This is a genomic window from Arcticibacter svalbardensis MN12-7, from assembly GCF_000403135.1.
Classification (GTDB): domain Bacteria; phylum Bacteroidota; class Bacteroidia; order Sphingobacteriales; family Sphingobacteriaceae; genus Arcticibacter; species Arcticibacter svalbardensis.
In genome coordinates this window covers 25,609-46,165 of sequence record NZ_AQPN01000051.1, presented here as the reverse complement: position 1 = coordinate 46,165, position 20,557 = coordinate 25,609, and the positions used below count along the sequence as shown (strand labels likewise).

20 protein-coding genes, 1 tRNA gene and 2 pseudogenes are annotated in these 20,557 nt (G+C 37.7%); 13 read left to right on the top strand and 10 right to left on the bottom strand.

Translation table 11 applies throughout. The annotated features are described in order from the left end of the window. Nucleotides 1-91: 91 nt before the first annotated feature. On the bottom strand, nucleotides 92-1,063 hold the full coding sequence (locus tag ADIARSV_RS06655; protein WP_016194674.1) for a stage II sporulation protein M: 972 nt from the start codon (nucleotides 1,061-1,063) through the stop codon (nucleotides 92-94). Between the two features lie 97 nt (nucleotides 1,064-1,160). Here ADIARSV_RS06655 and ADIARSV_RS06650 point away from each other — a divergent pair, with 97 nt between their 5' ends. Beyond that, nucleotides 1,161-1,922: an RDD family protein gene (locus ADIARSV_RS06650; RefSeq protein WP_016194673.1), complete on the top strand. Its 762-nt coding sequence runs from the start codon at nucleotides 1,161-1,163 to the stop codon at nucleotides 1,920-1,922. Here the strand turns inward: ADIARSV_RS06650 and ADIARSV_RS06645 are convergent. The 4 genes from ADIARSV_RS06645 to ADIARSV_RS06630 form a co-directional block, all read right to left on the bottom strand. Beyond that, entirely contained in the window at nucleotides 1,919-2,215 is a 297-nt protein-coding gene (locus tag ADIARSV_RS06645; RefSeq protein ID WP_040299311.1) for a DUF2752 domain-containing protein, read from the bottom strand. The two genes, ADIARSV_RS06650 and ADIARSV_RS06645, sit on opposite strands and share 4 nt — an antisense overlap. 35 nt (nucleotides 2,216-2,250) lie before the next feature. Then, nucleotides 2,251-2,628 carry a DUF805 domain-containing protein gene (locus tag ADIARSV_RS06640; RefSeq protein WP_052016966.1) on the bottom strand — a complete coding sequence of 126 codons (378 nt, stop codon included), beginning with the start codon at nucleotides 2,626-2,628 and terminating at the stop codon, nucleotides 2,251-2,253. A gap of 204 nt (nucleotides 2,629-2,832) precedes the next feature. Beyond that, nucleotides 2,833-3,339 (bottom strand): 3'-5' exonuclease, encoded by a 507-nt coding sequence (locus ADIARSV_RS06635; RefSeq protein ID WP_016194671.1) that lies wholly within the window; start codon nucleotides 3,337-3,339, stop codon nucleotides 2,833-2,835. A gap of 9 nt (nucleotides 3,340-3,348) precedes the next feature. Further along, complete coding sequence (locus ADIARSV_RS06630) at nucleotides 3,349-4,383, bottom strand: helix-turn-helix transcriptional regulator (RefSeq protein ID WP_016194670.1); 1,035 nt, start codon at nucleotides 4,381-4,383, stop codon at nucleotides 3,349-3,351. A 386-nt stretch (nucleotides 4,384-4,769) separates the two neighbouring features. Between ADIARSV_RS06630 and ADIARSV_RS06625 the strand changes: the two genes are divergently transcribed. The 10 genes and pseudogenes from ADIARSV_RS06625 to ADIARSV_RS22095 all read left to right on the top strand — a co-directional run bounded on the left by ADIARSV_RS06625 (nucleotide 4,770) and on the right by ADIARSV_RS22095 (nucleotide 11,183). Next, nucleotides 4,770-5,111, top strand: a complete 342-nt coding sequence (locus ADIARSV_RS06625; protein WP_016194668.1) for a cyclic-phosphate processing receiver domain-containing protein — start codon at nucleotides 4,770-4,772, stop codon at nucleotides 5,109-5,111. Between the two features lie 4 nt (nucleotides 5,112-5,115). Continuing rightward, the gene (locus ADIARSV_RS06620; RefSeq protein ID WP_016194667.1) at nucleotides 5,116-6,069 is read left to right on the top strand and encodes a helix-turn-helix transcriptional regulator; all 954 of its coding nucleotides are present in this window, start codon (nucleotides 5,116-5,118) and stop codon (nucleotides 6,067-6,069) included. Between the two features lie 60 nt (nucleotides 6,070-6,129). After that, nucleotides 6,130-6,627, top strand: coding sequence for a DinB family protein (locus ADIARSV_RS06615; protein ID WP_016194666.1), 498 nt, complete (start codon nucleotides 6,130-6,132; stop codon nucleotides 6,625-6,627). 460 nt (nucleotides 6,628-7,087) lie between these two features. Then, nucleotides 7,088-7,426 carry an acetylxylan esterase gene (locus ADIARSV_RS06610; RefSeq protein WP_316929491.1) on the top strand — a complete coding sequence of 113 codons (339 nt, stop codon included), beginning with the start codon at nucleotides 7,088-7,090 and terminating at the stop codon, nucleotides 7,424-7,426. A gap of 60 nt (nucleotides 7,427-7,486) precedes the next feature. Next, on the top strand, nucleotides 7,487-8,284 hold the full coding sequence (locus tag ADIARSV_RS06605) for a CHAD domain-containing protein (protein WP_016194663.1): 798 nt from the start codon (nucleotides 7,487-7,489) through the stop codon (nucleotides 8,282-8,284). A gap of 63 nt (nucleotides 8,285-8,347) precedes the next feature. Continuing rightward, complete coding sequence (locus tag ADIARSV_RS06600) at nucleotides 8,348-9,286, top strand: NADP-dependent oxidoreductase (protein WP_016194662.1); 939 nt, start codon at nucleotides 8,348-8,350, stop codon at nucleotides 9,284-9,286. Between the two features lie 5 nt (nucleotides 9,287-9,291). After that, the gene (gene msrA / locus ADIARSV_RS06595) at nucleotides 9,292-9,786 is read left to right on the top strand and encodes a peptide-methionine (S)-S-oxide reductase MsrA (protein ID WP_016194661.1); all 495 of its coding nucleotides are present in this window, start codon (nucleotides 9,292-9,294) and stop codon (nucleotides 9,784-9,786) included. Nucleotides 9,787-9,789: 3 nt separating this feature from the next. Continuing rightward, nucleotides 9,790-10,197: pseudogene (locus tag ADIARSV_RS23145) on the top strand (DUF6855 family protein). A 241-nt stretch (nucleotides 10,198-10,438) separates the two neighbouring features. Then, complete coding sequence (locus tag ADIARSV_RS06585) at nucleotides 10,439-11,044, top strand: zeta toxin family protein (protein WP_016194658.1); 606 nt, start codon at nucleotides 10,439-10,441, stop codon at nucleotides 11,042-11,044. Next, nucleotides 11,031-11,183, top strand: a complete 153-nt coding sequence (locus ADIARSV_RS22095; protein ID WP_016194657.1) for a hypothetical protein — start codon at nucleotides 11,031-11,033, stop codon at nucleotides 11,181-11,183. The genes ADIARSV_RS06585 and ADIARSV_RS22095 overlap by 14 nt, the downstream gene beginning before the upstream one ends. An 86-nt stretch (nucleotides 11,184-11,269) precedes the next feature. Here the strand turns inward: ADIARSV_RS22095 and ADIARSV_RS06580 are convergent, their stop codons facing one another. From ADIARSV_RS06580 to ADIARSV_RS21000, 5 genes and pseudogenes are all read right to left on the bottom strand, one after another. After that, nucleotides 11,270-12,847 (bottom strand): GxGYxYP domain-containing protein, encoded by a 1,578-nt coding sequence (locus tag ADIARSV_RS06580; protein WP_235048374.1) that lies wholly within the window; start codon nucleotides 12,845-12,847, stop codon nucleotides 11,270-11,272. A gap of 226 nt (nucleotides 12,848-13,073) precedes the next feature. Continuing rightward, nucleotides 13,074-13,148: transfer RNA gene (locus ADIARSV_RS06575), tRNA-Val, on the bottom strand. Nucleotides 13,149-13,280: 132 nt separating this feature from the next. After that, nucleotides 13,281-14,243: a hypothetical protein gene (locus ADIARSV_RS06570; RefSeq protein WP_016194654.1), complete on the bottom strand. Its 963-nt coding sequence runs from the start codon at nucleotides 14,241-14,243 to the stop codon at nucleotides 13,281-13,283. Nucleotides 14,244-14,680: 437 nt separating this feature from the next. Continuing rightward, complete coding sequence (locus ADIARSV_RS06565; protein ID WP_016194652.1) at nucleotides 14,681-15,361, bottom strand: peptidylprolyl isomerase; 681 nt, start codon at nucleotides 15,359-15,361, stop codon at nucleotides 14,681-14,683. A gap of 418 nt (nucleotides 15,362-15,779) precedes the next feature. After that, nucleotides 15,780-15,866: pseudogene (locus ADIARSV_RS21000) on the bottom strand (helix-turn-helix domain-containing protein); the annotation flags it as partial. A 333-nt stretch (nucleotides 15,867-16,199) separates the two neighbouring features. On the opposite strand from ADIARSV_RS21000, the gene ADIARSV_RS06560 reads away from it, so the two are divergent. Both ADIARSV_RS06560 and ADIARSV_RS06555 read left to right on the top strand, forming a co-directional pair. Beyond that, entirely contained in the window at nucleotides 16,200-16,799 is a 600-nt protein-coding gene (locus tag ADIARSV_RS06560; protein WP_040299308.1) for an outer membrane beta-barrel protein, read from the top strand. A 360-nt stretch (nucleotides 16,800-17,159) separates the two neighbouring features. Next, nucleotides 17,160-20,537 carry a DEAD/DEAH box helicase gene (locus tag ADIARSV_RS06555; protein WP_016194648.1) on the top strand — a complete coding sequence of 1,126 codons (3,378 nt, stop codon included), beginning with the start codon at nucleotides 17,160-17,162 and terminating at the stop codon, nucleotides 20,535-20,537. Nucleotides 20,538-20,557: the final 20 nt, after the last annotated feature.

Genomic DNA, 20,557 nt, shown 5'->3' with positions numbered 1-20,557 from the left:
TGATTTAAATAAAGGTTTATAATTCTGCTTGAGAAAAAGAATGCTATCGTCAACAATCTCTCCCAAACTGCGGACTTTTGATAATTCAACTTTAGGTAGCATTTGTATACATATCAGGCATAGTGGTTTTTTTTAATATATATAAAGGATAAATGATCACGTACCAAACTATAAAAATTAACGAACCTGCTAAAATGCCTATGCTTAGCCAAACAGGCATTTCGGTATGGCGGGTAACAAAGCTTTCAAATATAGCGGCAGTAACTATTATGGGAGAAATCCCAAGGACTATTTTTAAGCCATCCATGGCACCCTTTTTTAAGGAGACCATGCGGGTGTACGTTTTTGGGAATAGGATACTATTGCCAAATATAAGGCCAGCACCACCGGCAATAATTATCGCTGAAATTTCGAGCGTTCCGTGAATCCATATGACCAAAACAGATTGGATCCCCAACCCCTTGCTAATAAAAAGATACTCAAACGCGCCCAGCATTATGCCATTACTAAAAAGGGCATAAACAGTGCCAACAGAAAATAATATCCCCGATACAAAGGTAAAAACGGTTACATACAGGTTATTTTTCGCTATCTGAAAAAACATGTAATAGGAGTTGCCGGTTTTATATACCCCAAATGGGTCCCCTTTGGCTATATTCTCGTTGGTCATGTTGACGTAATCGTCATGCATGATAAGCCTCACAAAGTTGTTGTCATATTTTGCTGATAATATTCCAATAAAAAATGAGATACTAAAAAACAGGAATGAGTACAAAAGTTGCTTTCGGTATTTCATAAAAAGCAAGGGTACTTCATACTTCCAAAATATAAATACCCGGCCACTTTTCTCTTTTTTATTTTTATAAATATATTGGTGAAACTCTGCTGCAAGCTTATTCAGGTAAACAGTTGTTTTAGATTTTGGGTAGAATGTTTTAGCGTAAGCCAAATCATCGGTAATACCTATAAAACGACTAGCCAACTCGTCCGGGTCTTCGGTTGGATTATTGTTATAATCGTCCCATCTTTCTGTATTTTGTTTAATAAACAACGCCTCACGCATGTTTTAGTCCTAGTATTATTATTTTCCGTTAAAATAGTAACAAATTTTTAATCTTAATACATAAATAAATGGTATTGCATATATATATTTGTTAACCATGCCAACAGTTAGAATTATAACCTCACAAAATATTGATATTGATTATGATATAGCTTCATTAAGTCAGCGTATAGCTGCACGTTCTGTAGATTATATGGTATTTATGTGCGCCTATACGGTTGCATTTATGATATTTCTTGCTTACGCAGGTATAAGTCAAAATGAAATTGGCCGTAACGGAAATATTGATCAAGGCATGTTTATCATACTGATAGGTATATGGCTTGCACTTTGTGTATTCTACGACTTGTTTACCGAGATGTTCTTGAACGGGCAAAGCTTAGGTAAACGTGCTCTTAAAATAAAAGTGATAAGCCTTAATGGTGGGCGGCCAAGCATAGGGCAATATTTGTTACGCTGGGTGTTTCGCATTATTGATTTTGGTGTTACTTTAGGATCAGCGGCAGTTGTCAGTGTTGCTTTTTCTGATAAAAAACAACGCATTGGCGATATGATAGCTGGTACAACACTTGTTAAGACCACCCCTCATGACGACTTCACCAGCCTTATTTTTATACAGCCCGGCCTTGATTATAAGCCTACATACCCCGAGGTCATGCAGCTCATTGATAAAGATATTGTTTTGATACACGATATTATTCGAAACTTTAATCAAACGCGCAATAACCTGTTAATATTCAAACTTGCTCACCGTATTAAAACGTTTCTAAATGTAGCGTATCCCTCACAAACAAATGATTACCAATTTCTTGAAATTATACTAAACGATTACAATTACCTTTCAGCAGGTAGGGCTTAAGGCAGTAAAAGGCTCAACTTAAACAGGTAGCTTGCCGTAATTATTATTGTCGACAACACAAGCATAACATCTTTTATATATGGCCTGTTGACAAAAAACCGCTGCATTTTCAATAAAACAGTAATTAATAAAATCAATATTGGGATGGTAGCAGGGTAAATTTCCAAGCTCTCATGCAAGTTGCATTGTAATAAGGCCACAACAGAACGTTGAAAACCACAGCCTGGACAATCAATACCGGTTAAGTATTTAAAAGGGCAGGGTAATAAATGGTTTTGCAGCCAATGAATCATATTCCAATAGCTGCAAAACACAATAATAAGAAACACTAGCTGTTAGGATCTACTCCTAATGGTTTCTCATAGTCCATAGCACCAAAGCCTTGTCTGCCTTTAGGATCTTGCCCATATGCATTTTCGCCCGGAGTACCATCGGTAAATGCTAAAATAAGGTTGTAAATGGGGATTAGTAAGAACCAGCCGCTTTTGTTAACATCGTGCATCCTTCTTACACCTACAGCAATAGAAGGGATCAATACAGCGAAAGAATAAATATTATAAAGCAAATTGAAACCCATCGCATCACCTACTAGATATAGTATGATTGATATGATACTGCTAAATAAGGCAAAATACCAATATTCACTACGCCTGGCCCTGCCTGTAAATTGTGCGTATTTCTGTAATACAATAATGAAATAATTCATGAGTTAAATATTTAAGGTTTAAGCCATAAATATAGAAAATACTTTTTTCAAATTACGCAAAATATAAGCATATAGCGAAAATTTAAACCTGTACTATCATTAGTTTTGTGCCGATGCAAGTAGAGCGATTTCTATTTTACTATTTTAAAATTGCTCTTCCCCCGTCAGGTTCAGATACCCGATTAAGCAAATTCAAAAATATCATTATATTGAAATTCCAGAAGAAATATTATTCTTCTTATTATGAATCAGAAATAATTCAGCACATGCCAATGCATCAGATAAAGCATCATGATGCTGCAATTTTATTCCATATTTACTACATACCAAATTTAACTTTTGTCCATAAATCTTGTATGTGCAATGCGCTTTAAAATCGGGAACAGCTATCCGGTAATACGCTAGAGTTTGCTGTAAACAGCTTACGTCAAATGAACTATTATGTGCCACAATATTTTGATTGCGGATGTAACCCATGATGGAAGGCCATATCCACTCAAAAGAAGGCGAATTACGAGTCATATCAGGAGTAATTCCATGAATCTGAATATTGATTGGAGCGTAAAAATTATCAGGAGGTTTCACCAACAGCACAATCTTCCTGGTAATAATCCCTTGCTCTACCCTAACCAGGCCAACCTGACAAATGCTATTCCTTTTTCCCTGAGCAGTTTCGAAATCTATTGCAGTAAAAGTATTGATTGAATTCATTATATTATATTAAATAGGCCTCTCCTTATTAAAAGAATCACTTGCTTTATTAATCCTTTTCTTTATTAAAGACCTCAATGAAGCCGGTTGAAGCACCTCTACTTCATCTGCAAAGCTCATAATTAACGATTGCAATTCAAAGTTTAACGTTAGTCTAAGTCCAATAGTAATATATTCCTCGGTTTCTTCTATCACCCACTGACTTTCATGTAGCGGCTGACTTTTGATATACGGAAGCTTTGATTGATTAAAGCGTAATTTAATTTCTACAGGTTTAGCATTATGGAAAATAGTAACTCCAATGGTATCTTTAAAATATACATCGGGATCGGGCTTATGCTGTGTATCATACTGAATATCAGTTAAAACCTCAAACTTCTTAATTCTGTCTAGTGCAAAGGTTTGAATCTCCTTATATTGATTATTCATTCCCAGCACATACCAGCGGTTATGGTATTCTTTAAGCAGATAAGGGTGAAAAGGTTGATTTTTTGCTGTCTGATCCAAACCGAAGCGCAAATAAGTAACATTAATCACCTCTTTCTTAGTAATGGCATCCATAAGTGGCTTAATCATGTCAGTTCCTGAACTTTCTGGAAAGTGCTCGAAAGCCACAATAGATTGAACCTTCCCATACAAATTCAAATTAGCATTTCGTTCCAGCCGGTCTACCAAAGATTCTATACCCGAAAAAAACACAGCACCTTTATATGATTTCAGCATTTTCACAGCAGCTGAAATGTTTATAATATCATTATTTGTCAGCGAAACATTACCAATACTATAGGTCTTCTCAGAATAAGAATACTTTCCATCCTTAACCACAATAGGCGCATTATAGCCTAATTTATCACCTCGCAAATTTTTGATATCATTTTGAATAGTACGCTTACTTACGGTATCCCTATGGGGATTTTCTCCTTTCTCAATTAAATCTTGCGTACATCTTTCTGCAAGGAAATCAAGGGTGCAACCAAGAGCATAATCTTGCAAACAAGTATCAATAGAATGGTATCGTAATAAGGCATCAAGGGTTATAGGCATGGTCTAAATGTTAGGCGATTAAGTCCTGTAAATATATCATTACTGGAAGTTCACAGGAAAACATTTAGAATGATCTTCATCACTCTTTATTTATATCTCTGGCTACCAACACCCCTACTGAATAAAGGAGCAGCATTGCGAAAAAATAATAATACGATGGGTTTTTAATGCTAGTTGATTTATCAACTAATACGCAGATAAGTACAAATAATGTAACGGTTAAAAAGGTTATTATAACTTTCTTCATTCTTTTTTAATTTTTAATTCACGACAAAGATGACGTCGTGATATGCAGGGTATCTGCATATTTAAAAAAAGGTTAAAAAAGTTTTAAATAAAATTTTAATGATTTGAAATAAACAAAATTACCACGATACTTACTGAACATGGGATATAAGCTTTTTCTTGACGACCTGCGAACTGTAAATATGGTTTATAAAAACCTCACTGATGCTGATTTTATAATTGTCAGAAGCTATACCGATTTTGTAGCTTATATTTCAGAAAACGGACTTCCAGAGTTCATTAGTTTTGACAATGATCTTGGCGAAGATGAATCACAGTCCCTGCTTCCTGATGGTTATGCTTGTGCTAAATGGTTGGTATACGATCGTGAATTCGATCTTAAAGACTTACAATTCTATGTACATTCAGCCAATCCAGTAGCAAAATTGCAGATTGAATCATTGCTGAACAATTATCAAAAATTCTTAACGAGCGAGGAGTAAATCAATGAACAGGATCGACCGCCTATCCGCAATTCTTATTCAGTTACAATCGCGCAAAAACACCAGGGCGCAGGATGTTGCCAACCGTTACGAAATTAGTTTACGCACCGTTTACCGTGATATCCGTTCACTCGAAGAAGCCGGAGTACCCATTATAGGTGAAGCCGGAAGAGGTTATTCACTGGCTGATGGTTATCGCCTCCCTCCTCTTATGTTTACCCGCGAAGAGGCAACAGCTTTCATTACGGCAGAAAAACTGGTACTGTCTTTAACCGATCAGGAAAACAGTAAATCTTACAGCCTTGCAATGGATAAGATCAGGGCAGTTCTTAAACGGACAGACAAAGATTATTTAGAAGATCTGGATGAAAGGATAAAAGTAATTAAAAGCAAGCGGCATCCAGAATTCAAGGAACATCCGAATCCACTTCAAATTATTTTGCAGGCGATTGCTGACAAGAAGGTGATGCAGATGACATATTATTCCTACTACCGGCAGCAACAATCATCACGTTTAGTGGAGCCTATTGGTATACTTTACCTTGATAATTACTGGCACCTGATTGCTTATTGCCGTGAAAGGAAAGCATGCAGAGATTTCCGCTTTGATCGCATCATAAAAATCGAAACAACAAACGAATGTTATCAGGACGTTCATATCAGTCTGGAGAACTACCTGATTGATCAGTATAAAGCATTCTCAGTCGTAGAAATCACCCTTCTTGTTGATCAGGAGGCTTCACTTCATTTGGGTGAGCAGAAATATTACCAGGGCTATGTATCAGAAAAGCAAACTGCTAAAGGCATAGAAATGAAATTCCTGACTTTATCTCCAGAAGGATTTTCACGCTGGTATATGTCTATCGCAGATTGCGCCATTATCCTTCAGCCCGATTCCATTAAGAAAAAAGTACAGCTATTGTTTAATACCATTAAAAAAAATATTAATTTTATTTAGCACTGCTGACATAGGGCTGTCACAGGACTATTGTTTCTTTGTTACTTAATCAGAAACAAGATGTCAACAGTAACAAATTTTTTAGAAGAACTTAAACAGGAATCAGAGACTACCTGTAAGATGCTGAAAATTATTCCTGAGGATAAATATGAATGGCAACCACATGTAAAGAGCATGACTATCAAGCAGCTGTCATCACATATTGCTGATCTAACCAACTGGATACCTTTGGCCTTTGATACAGATGAACTTGACTTTGCAGTAGTGCCTTATTCACCTGCAACATGGAATAACAATGAAGAACTACTTGATCTCTTTGAACATTCTTTTGCAGAGGCTAAAGCCAAACTAGAAAATGCCAAGGATGAAGACCTGACACCTGAATGGATCTTAAGAAATGGAGATCAGATTTTAGGTAATCTTACAAAGGGAGGATTAATTCGTATCGCGCTAAGTCAAACTATTCATCACCGTGCTCAGCTGGGCGTATATCTCCGTTTACTGGATATTCCAATCCCAGGTTCGTATGGCCCAAGTGCTGACGATCAAAGTTTTTAACTTGGTAGATTTCTAAACGACATCATTAAACAGATGTAATTCTGGATACTTTCCCATGAGTATTCCTCATTTTACGATTTAAATAGTTTTAGGACAAAGAAACTTTTTAAAATCAACAAGCAATTCACGACTTTTGAAACAGTTCTTAAGGCCGATTATCCCATAAGGATTAATCGGCCTTAAAGAGCATATAATAGAACCGTTATTTCTACTATTGTTATTTGTGAGGTTTTTCGCCAACGCATCGGCACAAAACTCCCTTTCTCCAATCAAATTAATTGAGTTTGTACTCACACCTTATGCAAAGGACTGGAATACAAGGTGAATAAAAATGCCTCCATACATGTCAGCATTTTAAAGTTTGGTGTCCCAGTGGATAATGTTTTTATCAGCTATGAAACAGGACCTGAAATGCTACCAGCTTATAAGAAGAACAGGGTTATATTAGTCTGAGCATCGAATACATGGCATCTCTCCTCTCCTTGATACCGAAAATTTCCGAAACATCAGCATAGCTTTTGGCGATTGCACACGGAATAAATTAAAGTTGAAAACCATCGGCTATTACGACGTAGTCAACTTTGCCAAACAGATCACTGTACCTGGATTTTATTCTTGGGGGTATAATGACAATACATGTCCCCCTACATCTGTATTTTCTGCAGTTAACTCCATTAAAGCAGGTAAAACAATTTCTATTACCCCTATTTCCGGACACTGGCGCTTTGAAGAGACTAACCAGGAATCACTTGAGTGGATAAAAAAACAACTGAACAGGCCTACGGATCCAATAAAATGACCAAATGGTAGCAATTCATTTCCCAAACTTAAAGATCAATAGCTTGTTGTATGATAAGGGATGAAGAAAAAGGTTGAGTGGCATTATTTAAAACATGAATGGACGAAACTCAAAGCCCATTTGAAATCTTTTGATCATGAAGGCAAACAAGATTCGCTGCACCGATTTCGAATTCAGGTAAAGAAAGTACGTGCATTCCTAGTAATGGTAGATCTCGAAAAGAAAACAGCTCAACTCGAAAAACAACTAAAGCCAGTACGTCAAATCTTTAAGGAAGCGGGTGAGATCAGAAACGCTTATCTAAATCTGGAAATGGTTAAGGATCATCAGATAGGAATTTCCCCTTTTATACGACGTCAACGTCATTTGATGAAGATATCAGCGGCTAAACTTAGGTCCGCCTCGAATAAACATGTAAAAAGACTGCGCAAAACTCGGAAGAGTCTTAAAAAGAAACTTCCCCACCTGAGCAACCAACACATAGTGATGTATTACAAGCAGCAATTGGAGGATATTGCTCTTTGCCTTGAAATACTACCCTCGGATGAAACGCTACATGCCTGCCGAAAGCAATTGAAAATGCTGATTTATAATTATGCACTGGTGAAACCGGTGCTAAACTTAAATCTAAATGAAGATTATCTGGAACAAGTACAGATCACTATCGGCGACTGGCATGATAAACAGATAGCTATTGATCTCTTTTCTGCTGAAGAAGTTGGCGATGCAGGTGTTGTGGCAGTGCTGAAAAAGGAACGGACAAAACTGAAACGGAAAATCACTTTATTGATTAAGAATTTTTATATGCGTGCAACCATTGTTAAGGAAAACCGTTGGAACAAGCCGATACGGTTGTGAATAAAGATACCGATAAAACAATACCCATTACGGAGGGTTTAATTTAGCATTCTAATAAACGAAATGAAAAGCATACAGTATACCAAATACGGAGGACCTGAAGTCATTACACTAAGTGAAGTTGAAAAACCGCAACCTAAGGAGAACGAAGTGTTGATTCGGGTTGCCGCTACAACAGTCAATCCTTTTGAGATAAAAATCCGTTCAGGATCTATGAAACAACAAATTCCTGTACATTTCCCTTTTATACCGGGAGGAGATGTTGCGGGTACCGTGGAAGCTATTGGCGATCAGGTAACACGGATAAATGTAGGTGATAAGGTATTTGCTACCACCTTTGGTGACACCTATGCTGAATATATAGCTATTGACGCAGCCAAAGTAACCACAATTCCCAATAATGTAACCATGAATGAGGCAGCTGCACTGGCTGTTCCATTAGTTACAGCTTATACGTTTTTAGTAGAACAAGGTAAAGTTCAGCAAGGACAAACTGTACTAATTCAGGGCGCAGGAGGGGCTGTAGGCGCAGTAATGGTACAAATGGCGAAAGCATTGGGTGCAAAGGTAACAGGTACAGCTTCAGGTGATGGAGTTGCCTTAGTAAGAGCTCTTGGAGCTGAGGAAGTAATTGATTACAAAACGCAGGATTTTACCAAATTGGTAAAAGATGTTGACCTCGTTATTGATCTTGTTGGTGGAGAAACTCAGATAAAATCGTTTGAAGTGATCAAAAAGAATGGGCTATTGTTAAGTGCAGTGATGCCACCATCACCAGAACTAGCTGAAAAATACGGTATATCTGCCGGTTTTACTTCATCAGCACCGGCATTTGAGAAATTAGACTACGGGAAGCAAATGGTAGAAGAAGGAAAAATTAAACCTGAAATAGCAAAGGTGCTTCCTTTAGACAAAGCCGCTGAGGCACAGGAACTAGTCTCTAAGGGTGGGCTGAACGGAAAAGTTGTATTGGTAGTGGAATATTCTACTTTTAAAAAATAATTTATATGAATACTGAAAAAGCCATATTGGCGGGCGGTTGCTTTTGGGGTGTAGAAGAACTGATCAGGAACTATCCTGGCGTTATTTCAACTGTAGTTGGCTACACAGGAGGCGATGTGCCGAATGCTACTTACCGGAACCACGGAACTCATGCTGAAGCTATAGCGGTCGAATTTGATCCAACCCAGCTGTCCTATCGCAACCTTTTGGAATATTTCTTCCAGATTCATGACCCTAGCACCCGAAACAGGCAGGGAAATGATATAGGTGCTTCTTATCGTTCTGCAATTTTCTATTTAGATGAAAGTCAGCGGGAAACAGCGAATACACTGATCTCAGAAATGGATATATCTGGCAAGTGGCCTGGTAAAATAGTTACAGAAGTGGTTCCTGCAACAGATTTTTGGAATGCAGAAGCCGAACACCAGGATTATTTACAAAAGAATCCTTATGGATATACCTGCCACTTTGAAAGACCTGAGTGGCAATTGGGGGATTAAAAAATGAAAGAGAAAATTGGAACAAAAAGCGAGCCTACGCTACTTAAAACACCACCATTTTCATCAGAATATACCATGCATGTGGATGAAAAGGACGGAATAGAAATCTTTGTGTGTACAGTTGGTAAGACTGTTTTGCATTATAATATGCGTTGCCTGAATGATCTTCATGAAATGCTGAAAAAACATGGTGATTGAATGGAATTAGGCAGTGCTGATGAACAAAAGCCTGCAAAAGAAGGTACCGTTGAGGCTTGGGGGTGTTCTGAAAATAATCCAATAGGTGGATGGTACGGACTAAAAAAAGGTCTTCGCGGGCGCTTTGGCATGTATATTCCACCATTGATGGAAAAGCTAGGATTGGCTGAGGTTACTCATGAGGCAAAGGGGAATAAAATGCGGGCACTGTAGCATTGCATCCGGAACGAAAACACTCAATATATTTTGTCAATTAAAATCGTTTTATTTTAAGGACATCAACACCATTTCTTGTCAGGATCTCTTCTATGGATGATAGAAAGCATACTACCTATTAAAAAATAATCGAAACTATCTAGTTCGAGTAACTTGGAGTAGAGCACTATCCTCTTATTCGGGTAAATTTCCAGACATCTAAAAGTATGGTAATAATATTGAGGTAAAATTGACAATTATGTTTTGTAAATTCGTAATTGTGCTAGATAAAAATCTTTACATAATTGCAGGTTGCAACGGTGCTGGTAAAACAACCGCTTCATTTACTATATTGCCAGAGATCTTAAATTGCAAAGAGTTTGTTAATGCCGACGAAATAGCCAAAGGATTGTCCCCTTTTCAACCTGAAGAAGTAGCGATTGAAGCAGGACGGATTATGCTTAATAGAATAAACGGGCTATTGAAAGATAACGAAAGTTTTGCATTTGAAACCACACTTTCTTCCAGAAGCTACAAAAACAAAATAAGCGAGGCTAAAGCAAAAGGCTATGTAATTACTCTGCTTTTCTTCTGGCTAGAAAACGTTGAGTTAGCAAAAGAACGTGTAAAGATAAGAGTGTCAGAGGGTGGGCATAACATCGAAGCCGATGTTATCGAAAGAAGATACGTAAAAGGAATAATCAACTTATTTGACATTTATTTGCCAATTGTTGATGGAGCTCTAATATTCAATAACTCAAATGGTAAACACGAGCTTTTGGCGCAAAAAATGAAGGACGGACAATTAAGCATCATTGACAAAATTCAGTTTAACAAACTAAGACACTGTTATGAACACAGATGAAAAACAAATAGAACTTAGAAACAAAATTATGCTAGGACTAGATAAGGCATATGAAAAACTAATTGAGTTTAAGAAGTATAAAAAAACTGAACTCGTGGTAATGAAAGATGGCAAAATAGTAAAAATAAAACCTGAATAGCTGTTGACATTTACTTAATTAAAGTTAAAAGCTAAAGTAAATAATTAGTCATATTTATACCTTTGTCCATAGCAGGAATAAACTTATCAGTGATTTGTAGAAATGCCATTTTCCTCACGAATAAGCTGAAAAAGATGATCAGGACGAACTACTATATAATCTTCATTAAGTGAATTAGCCACATTTTTAAAACTGGTTGGCGATATGTTAGTCCACGGCTGCGCCTGTATAATCAGGAATCGTGGTGATGATCTATTCCAACCAGCGGAAGCACGCCCGATATGATCTTTCATTGCTTGTTCATTTGTACAATAGTTACAGGAAAGTGCCATTCCAGGCAAGCTGTTATTATAGATAGTGAGTCCGCCACCTGTGTTCTGGGCAGTAACACCAAGCAACGATGGTGCCTGACTGGCATAAATCTTCCCCACATTTGAGTCAATCCCGCCAACAATAGTGTTCCAGATGGTGATTACCCGTAAACCAGCACGATTATTATAATCCTCCGTTTTAGAAACGAACTGTTTTAGCAAATTTTGATCAGACCAGGTATTAGGATAGGTATACCCATAACCAGAAGGTCCGGATACCAGGTTATCATTGTCAGTGGACGTTTGCCAATAGTAGTTAAGCGCACCAGGCATTGCATCCAGCATGGCAGGTGACACAGTCCATCCCATTGGAACAGTACCCCGGTCTGGATTATTCCAAAGTTTGCGCATAAGATGCTCTGTATATTGTAAATTATCTCCATCACTCAATATAAATGCAACGTAGATCTTATTTTTAAGTGTCGGTTTTGGAGGTATTGGTTTGATATTTACGATTCTGGAAGTACCACTATGTACCGTTAGATTAGAACACCAATCACTTGCAATAGTTGCAATACCATACTTTGAAGCTCTCGTCACGCCTGCCCCTTCTTCTGGCCACCACCCCATAAAACTTGAACCAGGGGACATTGAAGATAAAAATTTGTTCAGCAATTCACTTTCACCAGCTACTTTAGGGTCGAGCCATATCACTGCAGCACCTAAGGCCACTGCATATTCACGCAGAGCCGCTTTATGTGCATTAGGGTTTAGTCCAATTAGTAAACGGTGATCAAGGTGTGGCCAATACATATCGTATAGCGACTGGTAAACTTCAAGTTTGCTACTAAATTTCCCCTGCAAATCAAGTAAGACAGGTAAGTTATATGGAGAAGACGTTAATTTGGACAACAACAAAGGCGAGGCAATCAATGCACCTTTGCCTTTTGCAAGTACTGTGGCCAGATTAATCGTGTGTGGCTGAGCAGGATCGTATACGATCAAACCCGAAATTTCAGTACGATATTTAGTAATAAGGTCCCATTTATCTGCAGGTTCAGACCAACTCAAACCTAGGGACTGAAGCCAGGTATGTGGCCCTTCACCGAAAGAATCACCCTCATAAGAGAAAATACGTGGTTTAGTCTTGTTTACGATGCCCTTCAACGAAGCAAACAGATACATTTCTGCTGCTGAATAAGAAGAGTTTTGGCGAAGCGTAATTAAATCCAAGGTCTGTGCAGGCGCAGGGAAAGAAGGAAGCAGCTGTCCAGCTGGCCATTTGATCTGGCCAATTGATGGCATGACAAACAATTGGAATAAAAGAAAGCATACAGCTTTAATTTTATACAATTTAATCCTTTTTATCATCGGTCAACTATAGTTTTTAAGTCATACTAATGATTTGAGTTAGCCATAAAGCTGTTAAAAATCATTTTATTATTCATTCCGTGGTCAATATCAAACTGTAGCTGAATCCGTTTACTGCAAAATAGGTTCAAAACCTTCACACAATAGCTGATTGCCATGCCCGGCACACCAAAAAAAAGAGCTGATCAAAATTAATCAGCTCTTTAAGTGGGAATTACTGGGCTCGAACCAGCGACCCCTACCTTGTCGAGGTAGTGCTCTAAACCAACTGAGCTAAATTCCCTTTGGATTGGCTAAATATAATATTTTTTCTAAGATAATGTTAAATCCGCTTATGCTGCACTAACAAGATAAATCATCACATTATAGCTTTACTTACCTTAAGATAGGTATCTCTATACGACTTTAGGAGTCATCATTTTTTGAAGGAGACCTTGCCCGTAAGGATAAGATCTGGTATAATCTTATTCACTTGTTGCTTTCGAGATGATGAAATGGTCATTTTGCTGATTTTATTTACAAGTCCTAACATAAGAAGATTGCCTTTATAAAACATCCCTTTGATTTTTTCTTCTCTGCCGGGGTAGTTAGAGGGTTGTGTATCAACATCTTTTATAGGGTATTCAGATGGTTTTTCTGATTTGAAAGTTCCAATAATAGCACAGGGACTGAATTCCTTACTATTTAATAGGATACTTTCATTGGTTTGGGCGATTGTAGAATACAACATCAGTGACATACTGACTAGTGCCAGGCAATCTTCTGGAACTGGTTCTGTAAAAGTTATCACTTGCCCTTCTATGATTTGATACCCTTCAATGTCTAAATCCTGAAAGCCCAGGTTTTCGTAATACTCTTCCCTGAAGTTAAAAGCAACCAACATTAACCTGATGCGATGTTTCATATAGGCTCCGCTTGCGTTTTTAGGCCTTTTTATGTCTGTTTGGGTGTTTAAGGATCCAAGGGTAACACTTACAACACCATTTGCGCTTTTACTTGCTTCATGGTTCATTTGTAGCACTTCATGCAGTTTACTGTTCGCATTAAAGTCCAGTCCCTGTAAAAAAGAAAGGTCCCCGTCATGCAGATCCCTTTTTCCCTTCTCTCCGGTCACATTGTTTAGTATCGACCGGTACACCAATTGGGTGCTCCTGTAAGCTGCCGTCCCATCCTTAAAGAAATAAGCCGGTTCAAAAGCCGTACGGATAACTGCTGCCGAAGAACTTGAAAGTCCAAACTCAGTAGCGCTCCTTTTAGTTTTTTCGGTTTGCTTAAATGCTTTTGCTTTACCCTGGATGATGTTCTTTCCACGATACTCACGGTAAATCACTGATCCTGCGGTTCCGTGGATCATTCCTTTATTATCTATACTAGCCATAATCTTTATGATTTACAGTAAAGTAATCGTTAAAGATCCTGACGTACGAAAATGATGCTAAATCTTCTCAAATCTTCTCTCATACGTCATAAAAAGACATAAAAGACACTTTTCATCAAATCAAGGTTACATCAAATACTAAAAATCTGTAATTATGGTATTTCATCAATCCACTGCTCCACAGATATACGAATGGAAATAGATTAGCCAACTTACGAACATCAGGTAAACAGATTAGTATTGAAAACACAAACAATGTAATAAATATCAGGGTTAAGTCCGACTTACGCTAGCTATCATTGGACTAATACCGGAATAATATGCCATTCATATTAGAAGGAATTATAGTCATGTCACTGGGCAGTACAAATGCAAATCAACTTTATAAGATCTCAGGAGTGACCTTCTTTAAATTAGTAAACAACTGTACCGTTTCTTCATTCAATCAAATGGAGCTTTTTTAGAATTCGGGTCGATTCTTTTATAGATACGATTTCAGGAGTAAAGATAATTGGATTGATTGGAAGGTCCTGACTATTGGTCGCCGTTGCATTAATTGCATCAGCCACATCCATACCTTGTATAATTTCTCCGAAAATCGTATAGTCCTGATCAAGGCGCGGGATCCCTCCTATCGTTTTATACACTTCTCTTTGTTCAGCAGAAAACTTGATACCTTTTTTCTGTTCCAAGAAATCGAGTTGCTTATCTGTTTGCCTTTTGCCAGCAACCAGATAAATTTGTGTTAGATAAGAACGCTTTTGGAGATTATCATTCCTTCCTGCACCTAATGCTCCCTTTTTATGATAAAGACTGGGTATTATTTCTGCATCTATACGTTTTAAAGGAAGCTCAGGATGTAGCTTTTCCCTATCTAAAATCGTTTCGTCTAACTCTCCTCCCTGATTTACAAAGGATTTTATTACCCGGTTAAAAGCGGCATGATCATAAAGTCCCTCCTCAATACTTTTGATAAAAGCATCCCTGTGTTTAGGTGTTTCATCGTATAGATGCAAAAGGATATCGCCTTTATTGGTATGTAAACGCACAAATCGAGATTGTGCGGAACTTATCAGGACCAGGAAAGAAAAAATTGCAGTAATTATAAACGATTTCATGTAATTTTAAATTGTGTATTAAGATAAAGCAAATAGTTATGGAAAAGACTATAGTGAACAGCATTGACGAATATATTTCAGGTTGTCCTGAATCCATCCAACCAATTTTGCAGCAACTGTGCAACACAATTAGAGCCGCTGTACCTGACGCGAAAGAAATGATAGGTAAATCGGGGAGATTTTGCCGCTTGTCTTGAGATCGATGGATCCGCTGGGCAATAAATATTCATCAATAATAATTCAAATGTTTTCAAATGGAACTTATCCTTTTATATGGACATCTTCACATTCACATCAAAGGCTTGAACTTTCCATTTTTAAGCTACTACTGTCATGTTGAGTAATATTTGGTTTATGTTTCATACAGGCCTAGAAAATGAGCCTGTATGAAATGTAATTTCTTGCAAAAACGAAGTTCTTATTCCTTCGCATACTCCAATAAATCCCCTGGCTGACAATCCAGTACTTTACATATAGATTCCAGCGTGCTGAACCGGATAGCCTTGGCTTTTCCGGTTTTAGGATGGAAAGATTAATTTATATTATGGGGGTTTAAGCTTTAAAAGCTGTTCTGATTTTAATAAAACCTAGAATCCGCAGAATTTTCAATATTCAAAGTTTAGATGTCTTCTAGTTATTTTTCTTAAAAAAATAGATATGCTTTTCGCCTAATAAGATCCAATATATTGTTAGATTAGGCATAATAATAAAAGCTAATTGATTCAATAATTGAATGTGTTTTTGAATATTTCAATGCTTTGATCTATTTGCTCGGTCAAGCTAATATAAACTTATCAATATTTATACTTTTAAAATTTTATCCCCTTATTTCAGTACCATGAAGACATCCAAACTCTCTCTATTATTCATGTTCCTATTATCTAGCTATACCCTTTTTTCGCAAATCCCTGCAAAGGGTCATTATGTAGGTGTTTCTTATTCCTTTTCGGATGGTTATCTTCACCAAAAAGAGCTATTACTAGGTACTGCTGGCGTTAGTAAGGAATCAACCCAAAAATTCAGCCTACATTACACCTATCAAAAAAGTAAGCATATAGGAATAGAAAGCGGACTGTCTTTGCTGACACATAAATTCAATGTTACCCCTGCGCCTATGGGGCAACCACAAGTGTCAAGGGCAGAGGAAATTCAGCTTTTAAGTATGCCAGTGTATGTAAAATATACTTTTCTTAATTATTTTTATCTCAATGGGGGGTTAAGTTTCGATCTGGATATAAAAAACACAGCTGAACTGGATAATCAATCCGGTATAGGGCTTGGCGCTGGCGCTGGTGCTCAGTACTTTTTTAATAATAAAATAGGCTTATTCGTAAATCCTCAGCTTGTATTTCATAGCCTTTTAAATTTTAATGATGAGACTCACCCGAGGAAATTATATGAAGCAAATGTAACGATAGGGTTAAGTTATAAACTGTAATATGAAACACAACCGATTTTTTTTATCCCTACTCTTTTTATGTTGCTTCTTTATAATCTCCTGTATAAACCACTTTAAGGTTCCATCAGGATTAAGAAAACTATCAAAATCAGAAATATTAGAAGAACCGGAATCAGTGGATAAAAGAAGGGCTGAAATGGGCCTTATTCCATTAAAGGAATACTTAAAAAATATTCAGTAAATAAATAGCTCATGGTACTAGAATTTATCGAAGAATTTAACACTACTGAGCCTAGCGAAGAAATTTAGCGATATAAATTTGCAGATTCATTTCCTTTGAAGTTTCTTTGATTGCATATTTGCTTGAAAATTATTCAGGTTACATAGACAAGGTATAAATTGGGCATAGCAGCAACAGATCAGGAGGACGAATACCTATTTAATGGGCTAACTTTGCCGGCATTGTCGGAAGAGCTTATTACCCAGCACAGTGTGAATGCAGATTACTTGCTTCAATCTGTCAATCTTGTTATTCCCCGCTACCTGTTTGTAGATGAAGGTTCCTTTATGCTTCAGTACAGCGCAGATGCTTTTCCTGAAATTAAAGTGAAGCAGAGCGGAAATCAACTATGTATCTCCTGCTCTTGCAAAAACAAAAAGACCAATTTATGTGAACATCAATCGCTCGTATTACTTAGTTTATTGAAACGTAATGAGTTGCGGGTATTTTTCGACCGTTCATTACGTCATGATAAACTCCAGAAGTTCGCTTTAGATTATGGCTTGGAGCATGATCTTGATCTGGATCGTTATTTTTTGATAGAGTACCTGGATAAAAAATTAGCCATCCGGCCTATCTTAAATACGCTTCTTCCTGTAACCAAGGAAAGTTTAAGTCTTTTAAAGGATCAACTGACGTCCGCTCAGGAACCTGTCATGCCAAAGACTGATTTAGCTGAAGGTAGTTTAAGAATGGTTGTCCTTAAGCAGCATAAGTATTATAAACATCTGTTTATTGAAATATACGAGGCACAGCAAACGAAAGATGGCAAGATCAAAAACCCATTAAAAGCAGTCAATCCGCTTGATTTAATATGGGAAACGGATGAAGCGGATGCGATTAAGTTCTTTACTGCATTGTCCAGATTTCAGAATAATGTGGATTCAAAGGTTACTCAGGCCGCCATCAACAGCTTAAAGGCTATTGTAAAAAACCCGCTCAACTTTCTTTTTTATATTCATAACAGTGACGTTGCGGAAAGTATAAATGCCTTATCTGTTCAATCTGTACAGGTAAGTACCAGCACCGTAAGTGATATTACATTAACAGTCAGCAGAAAAGGCCAGTTTTACGAGGTTACAGGAAGTGTGGAGATTGGGGACAGCATATACGATATTGAAGACCTGGTTATTAAACATACTTATTTTATCCTGATTGAAAACACACTATACCTGATTGATTTTCTGAATACGTTGGACATTATCAATTTCCTTAAGAGAAAAGCGAATCACCCGCTGATTCATCAGTCTAAATACAAAGATTTCAAAAACACCATCTTAAGTAAACTGGAAGAACGGGTGAGTATCAATTATACGGATATTGAGGTGGCTTCTCCCGAACAGATTATGGAACAGGGCTTTAATGCGGACATTGAACGGATTATCTTTCTGTCTGACTTTGGTCAACATGTGATGCTTATACCCGTAATCCGTTATGGGGAGGTTGAAATTCCTATCCGTACGAGAAAGCAGATTTTCGGAGAGGATTCGAGAGGTCGTCCTTTCTTGGTTCAGCGTGATGAAGATGCTGAAATCCAGTTTACGGCCCTTCTATTGAAGCAACATGCTGATTTTGAAGAACAAATGGATAATGGGCTTCAGTATTTCTTTTTACATAAGAAGCACTTTTTGAATGAAGACTGGTTTTTAAAAGTGTTCGAAGACTGGAAAGATAGGCATATTACTGTTTTAGGGTTCAATGAGATTGAAGGCAATAAGCTGAATGCGAACAAGGTAAAGATCTCGATACAGGTTTTAAGCGGGATCAACTGGTTCAACAGTAAAATCAATGTAAGCTATGGCAGTAGGAAGGCTTCCTTAAAACAGGTACATAAAGCAATCCGGAATAAAAGTAAATATGTGCAATTGGATGATGGTACGATGGGCATCTTACCGGCTGAATGGATAGAGAAATTTACGAATTACTTTCATGCGGGAGAAGTAATTGATGAAGAGACTATTCGTACACCTAAAATTAACTTTTCTGCTCTTGCGGAATTGTATGAGAGTGATACTTTCACAGCTGATGCCAGGAATGAGTTACTTTTATTTCAAAAGAAGCTGCCTGATTTCGAAGGAATTGCTCCGGTTGAAATTCCGAAAGGTTTATTGGCAACTCTTCGCCCCTACCAGTTGCAGGGTTTAAACTGGTTAAATTTTTTGGATGACTTTAGCTTTGGAGGTTGTCTGGCTGATGATATGGGCTTGGGTAAAACGCTTCAAATCATTGCTTTTATCCTTACGCAAAGAACGAAAGTTAAGCAGAACACCAATCTGCTGGTTGTGCCTACTTCCCTGATCTTTAACTGGCAGGCGGAAATAGAAAAGTTTGCTCCTTCTATCAAATTGTTGACGCTTTATGGGGGCAACAGGTTGAAAAACAATCATGAGTTCGATCAGTATGAGGTGATACTGACTTCGTATGGTTCCCTGCTTTCGGATATCAACTTCGTAAAGGACTATTCGTTTAACTATATTTTTCTGGATGAATCGCAGAATATTAAGAATCCGGAATCGCAACGTTACAAGTCTGTTCGTTTATTAACCTCCCGGAATAAGATTGCGATAACTGGTACACCGATTGAAAATAACACCTTCGATCTTTATGGTCAGCTTTCATTTGCCTGTCCGGGTTTATTAGGCAGCAAGCAATATTTTAAAGATATCTACTCCTCTCCAATTGATAAATTTAAGGTAAGTAGACGTGCCGCTGAACTGCAGAAGAAAGTGAAGCCTTTTATATTGAGGCGCACTAAACAGGAGGTCGCAAATGAATTGCCGGATAAAACGGAAATGATTTTGTATTGTGAGATGCAAGCGGAACAGCGCAAGGTATATGATGATTATGAGCGGGAATTTAGGGAGTTTATTTCGGCTACTGATCATTCGGAACTCCCAAGGAAGTCCATGCATGTGTTGAAAGGGCTGACTAAGTTGAGGCAGATCTGTGATTCGCCTCTGTTGCTGAAGGGTGAAAAGGTGAAAGGAGACGCTTCCTGCAAGATCGACACGCTGATTGAACAGATTGAAACGAAATCAAGCAGGCATAAGATCCTGATATTTTCTCAGTTTGTGACGATGCTTGATTTGATTCGCAAAAAGTTGGATGATAGGAAAATAGGCTTAAGCTACTTAACAGGGGCTTCACGAAACAGAGAAGTGCTAATTCAGGAGTTTCAGAATAATCCGGAGGTGCGGGTATTCCTGATCAGTTTGAAGGCTGGTGGAACAGGTTTGAACTTAACGGCTGCGGACTATGTGTATATCGTGGATCCATGGTGGAATCCTGCAGTGGAGAATCAGGCTATAGACCGGTGTTACCGCATTGGGCAGAAAAAGAATGTGGTAGCAGTGAGGCTAATCTGTAAAGATACCATCGAAGAGAAGATCATGGACATGCAGGAATCGAAAAAGGGACTGATGAATGAACTGATCCGAACAGATAATGGCGTTAAGACATTGAACAAACAGGATTTACTGGCCTTGTTGGGTGTCTAAAGACCTTTTTAGGTGCATAA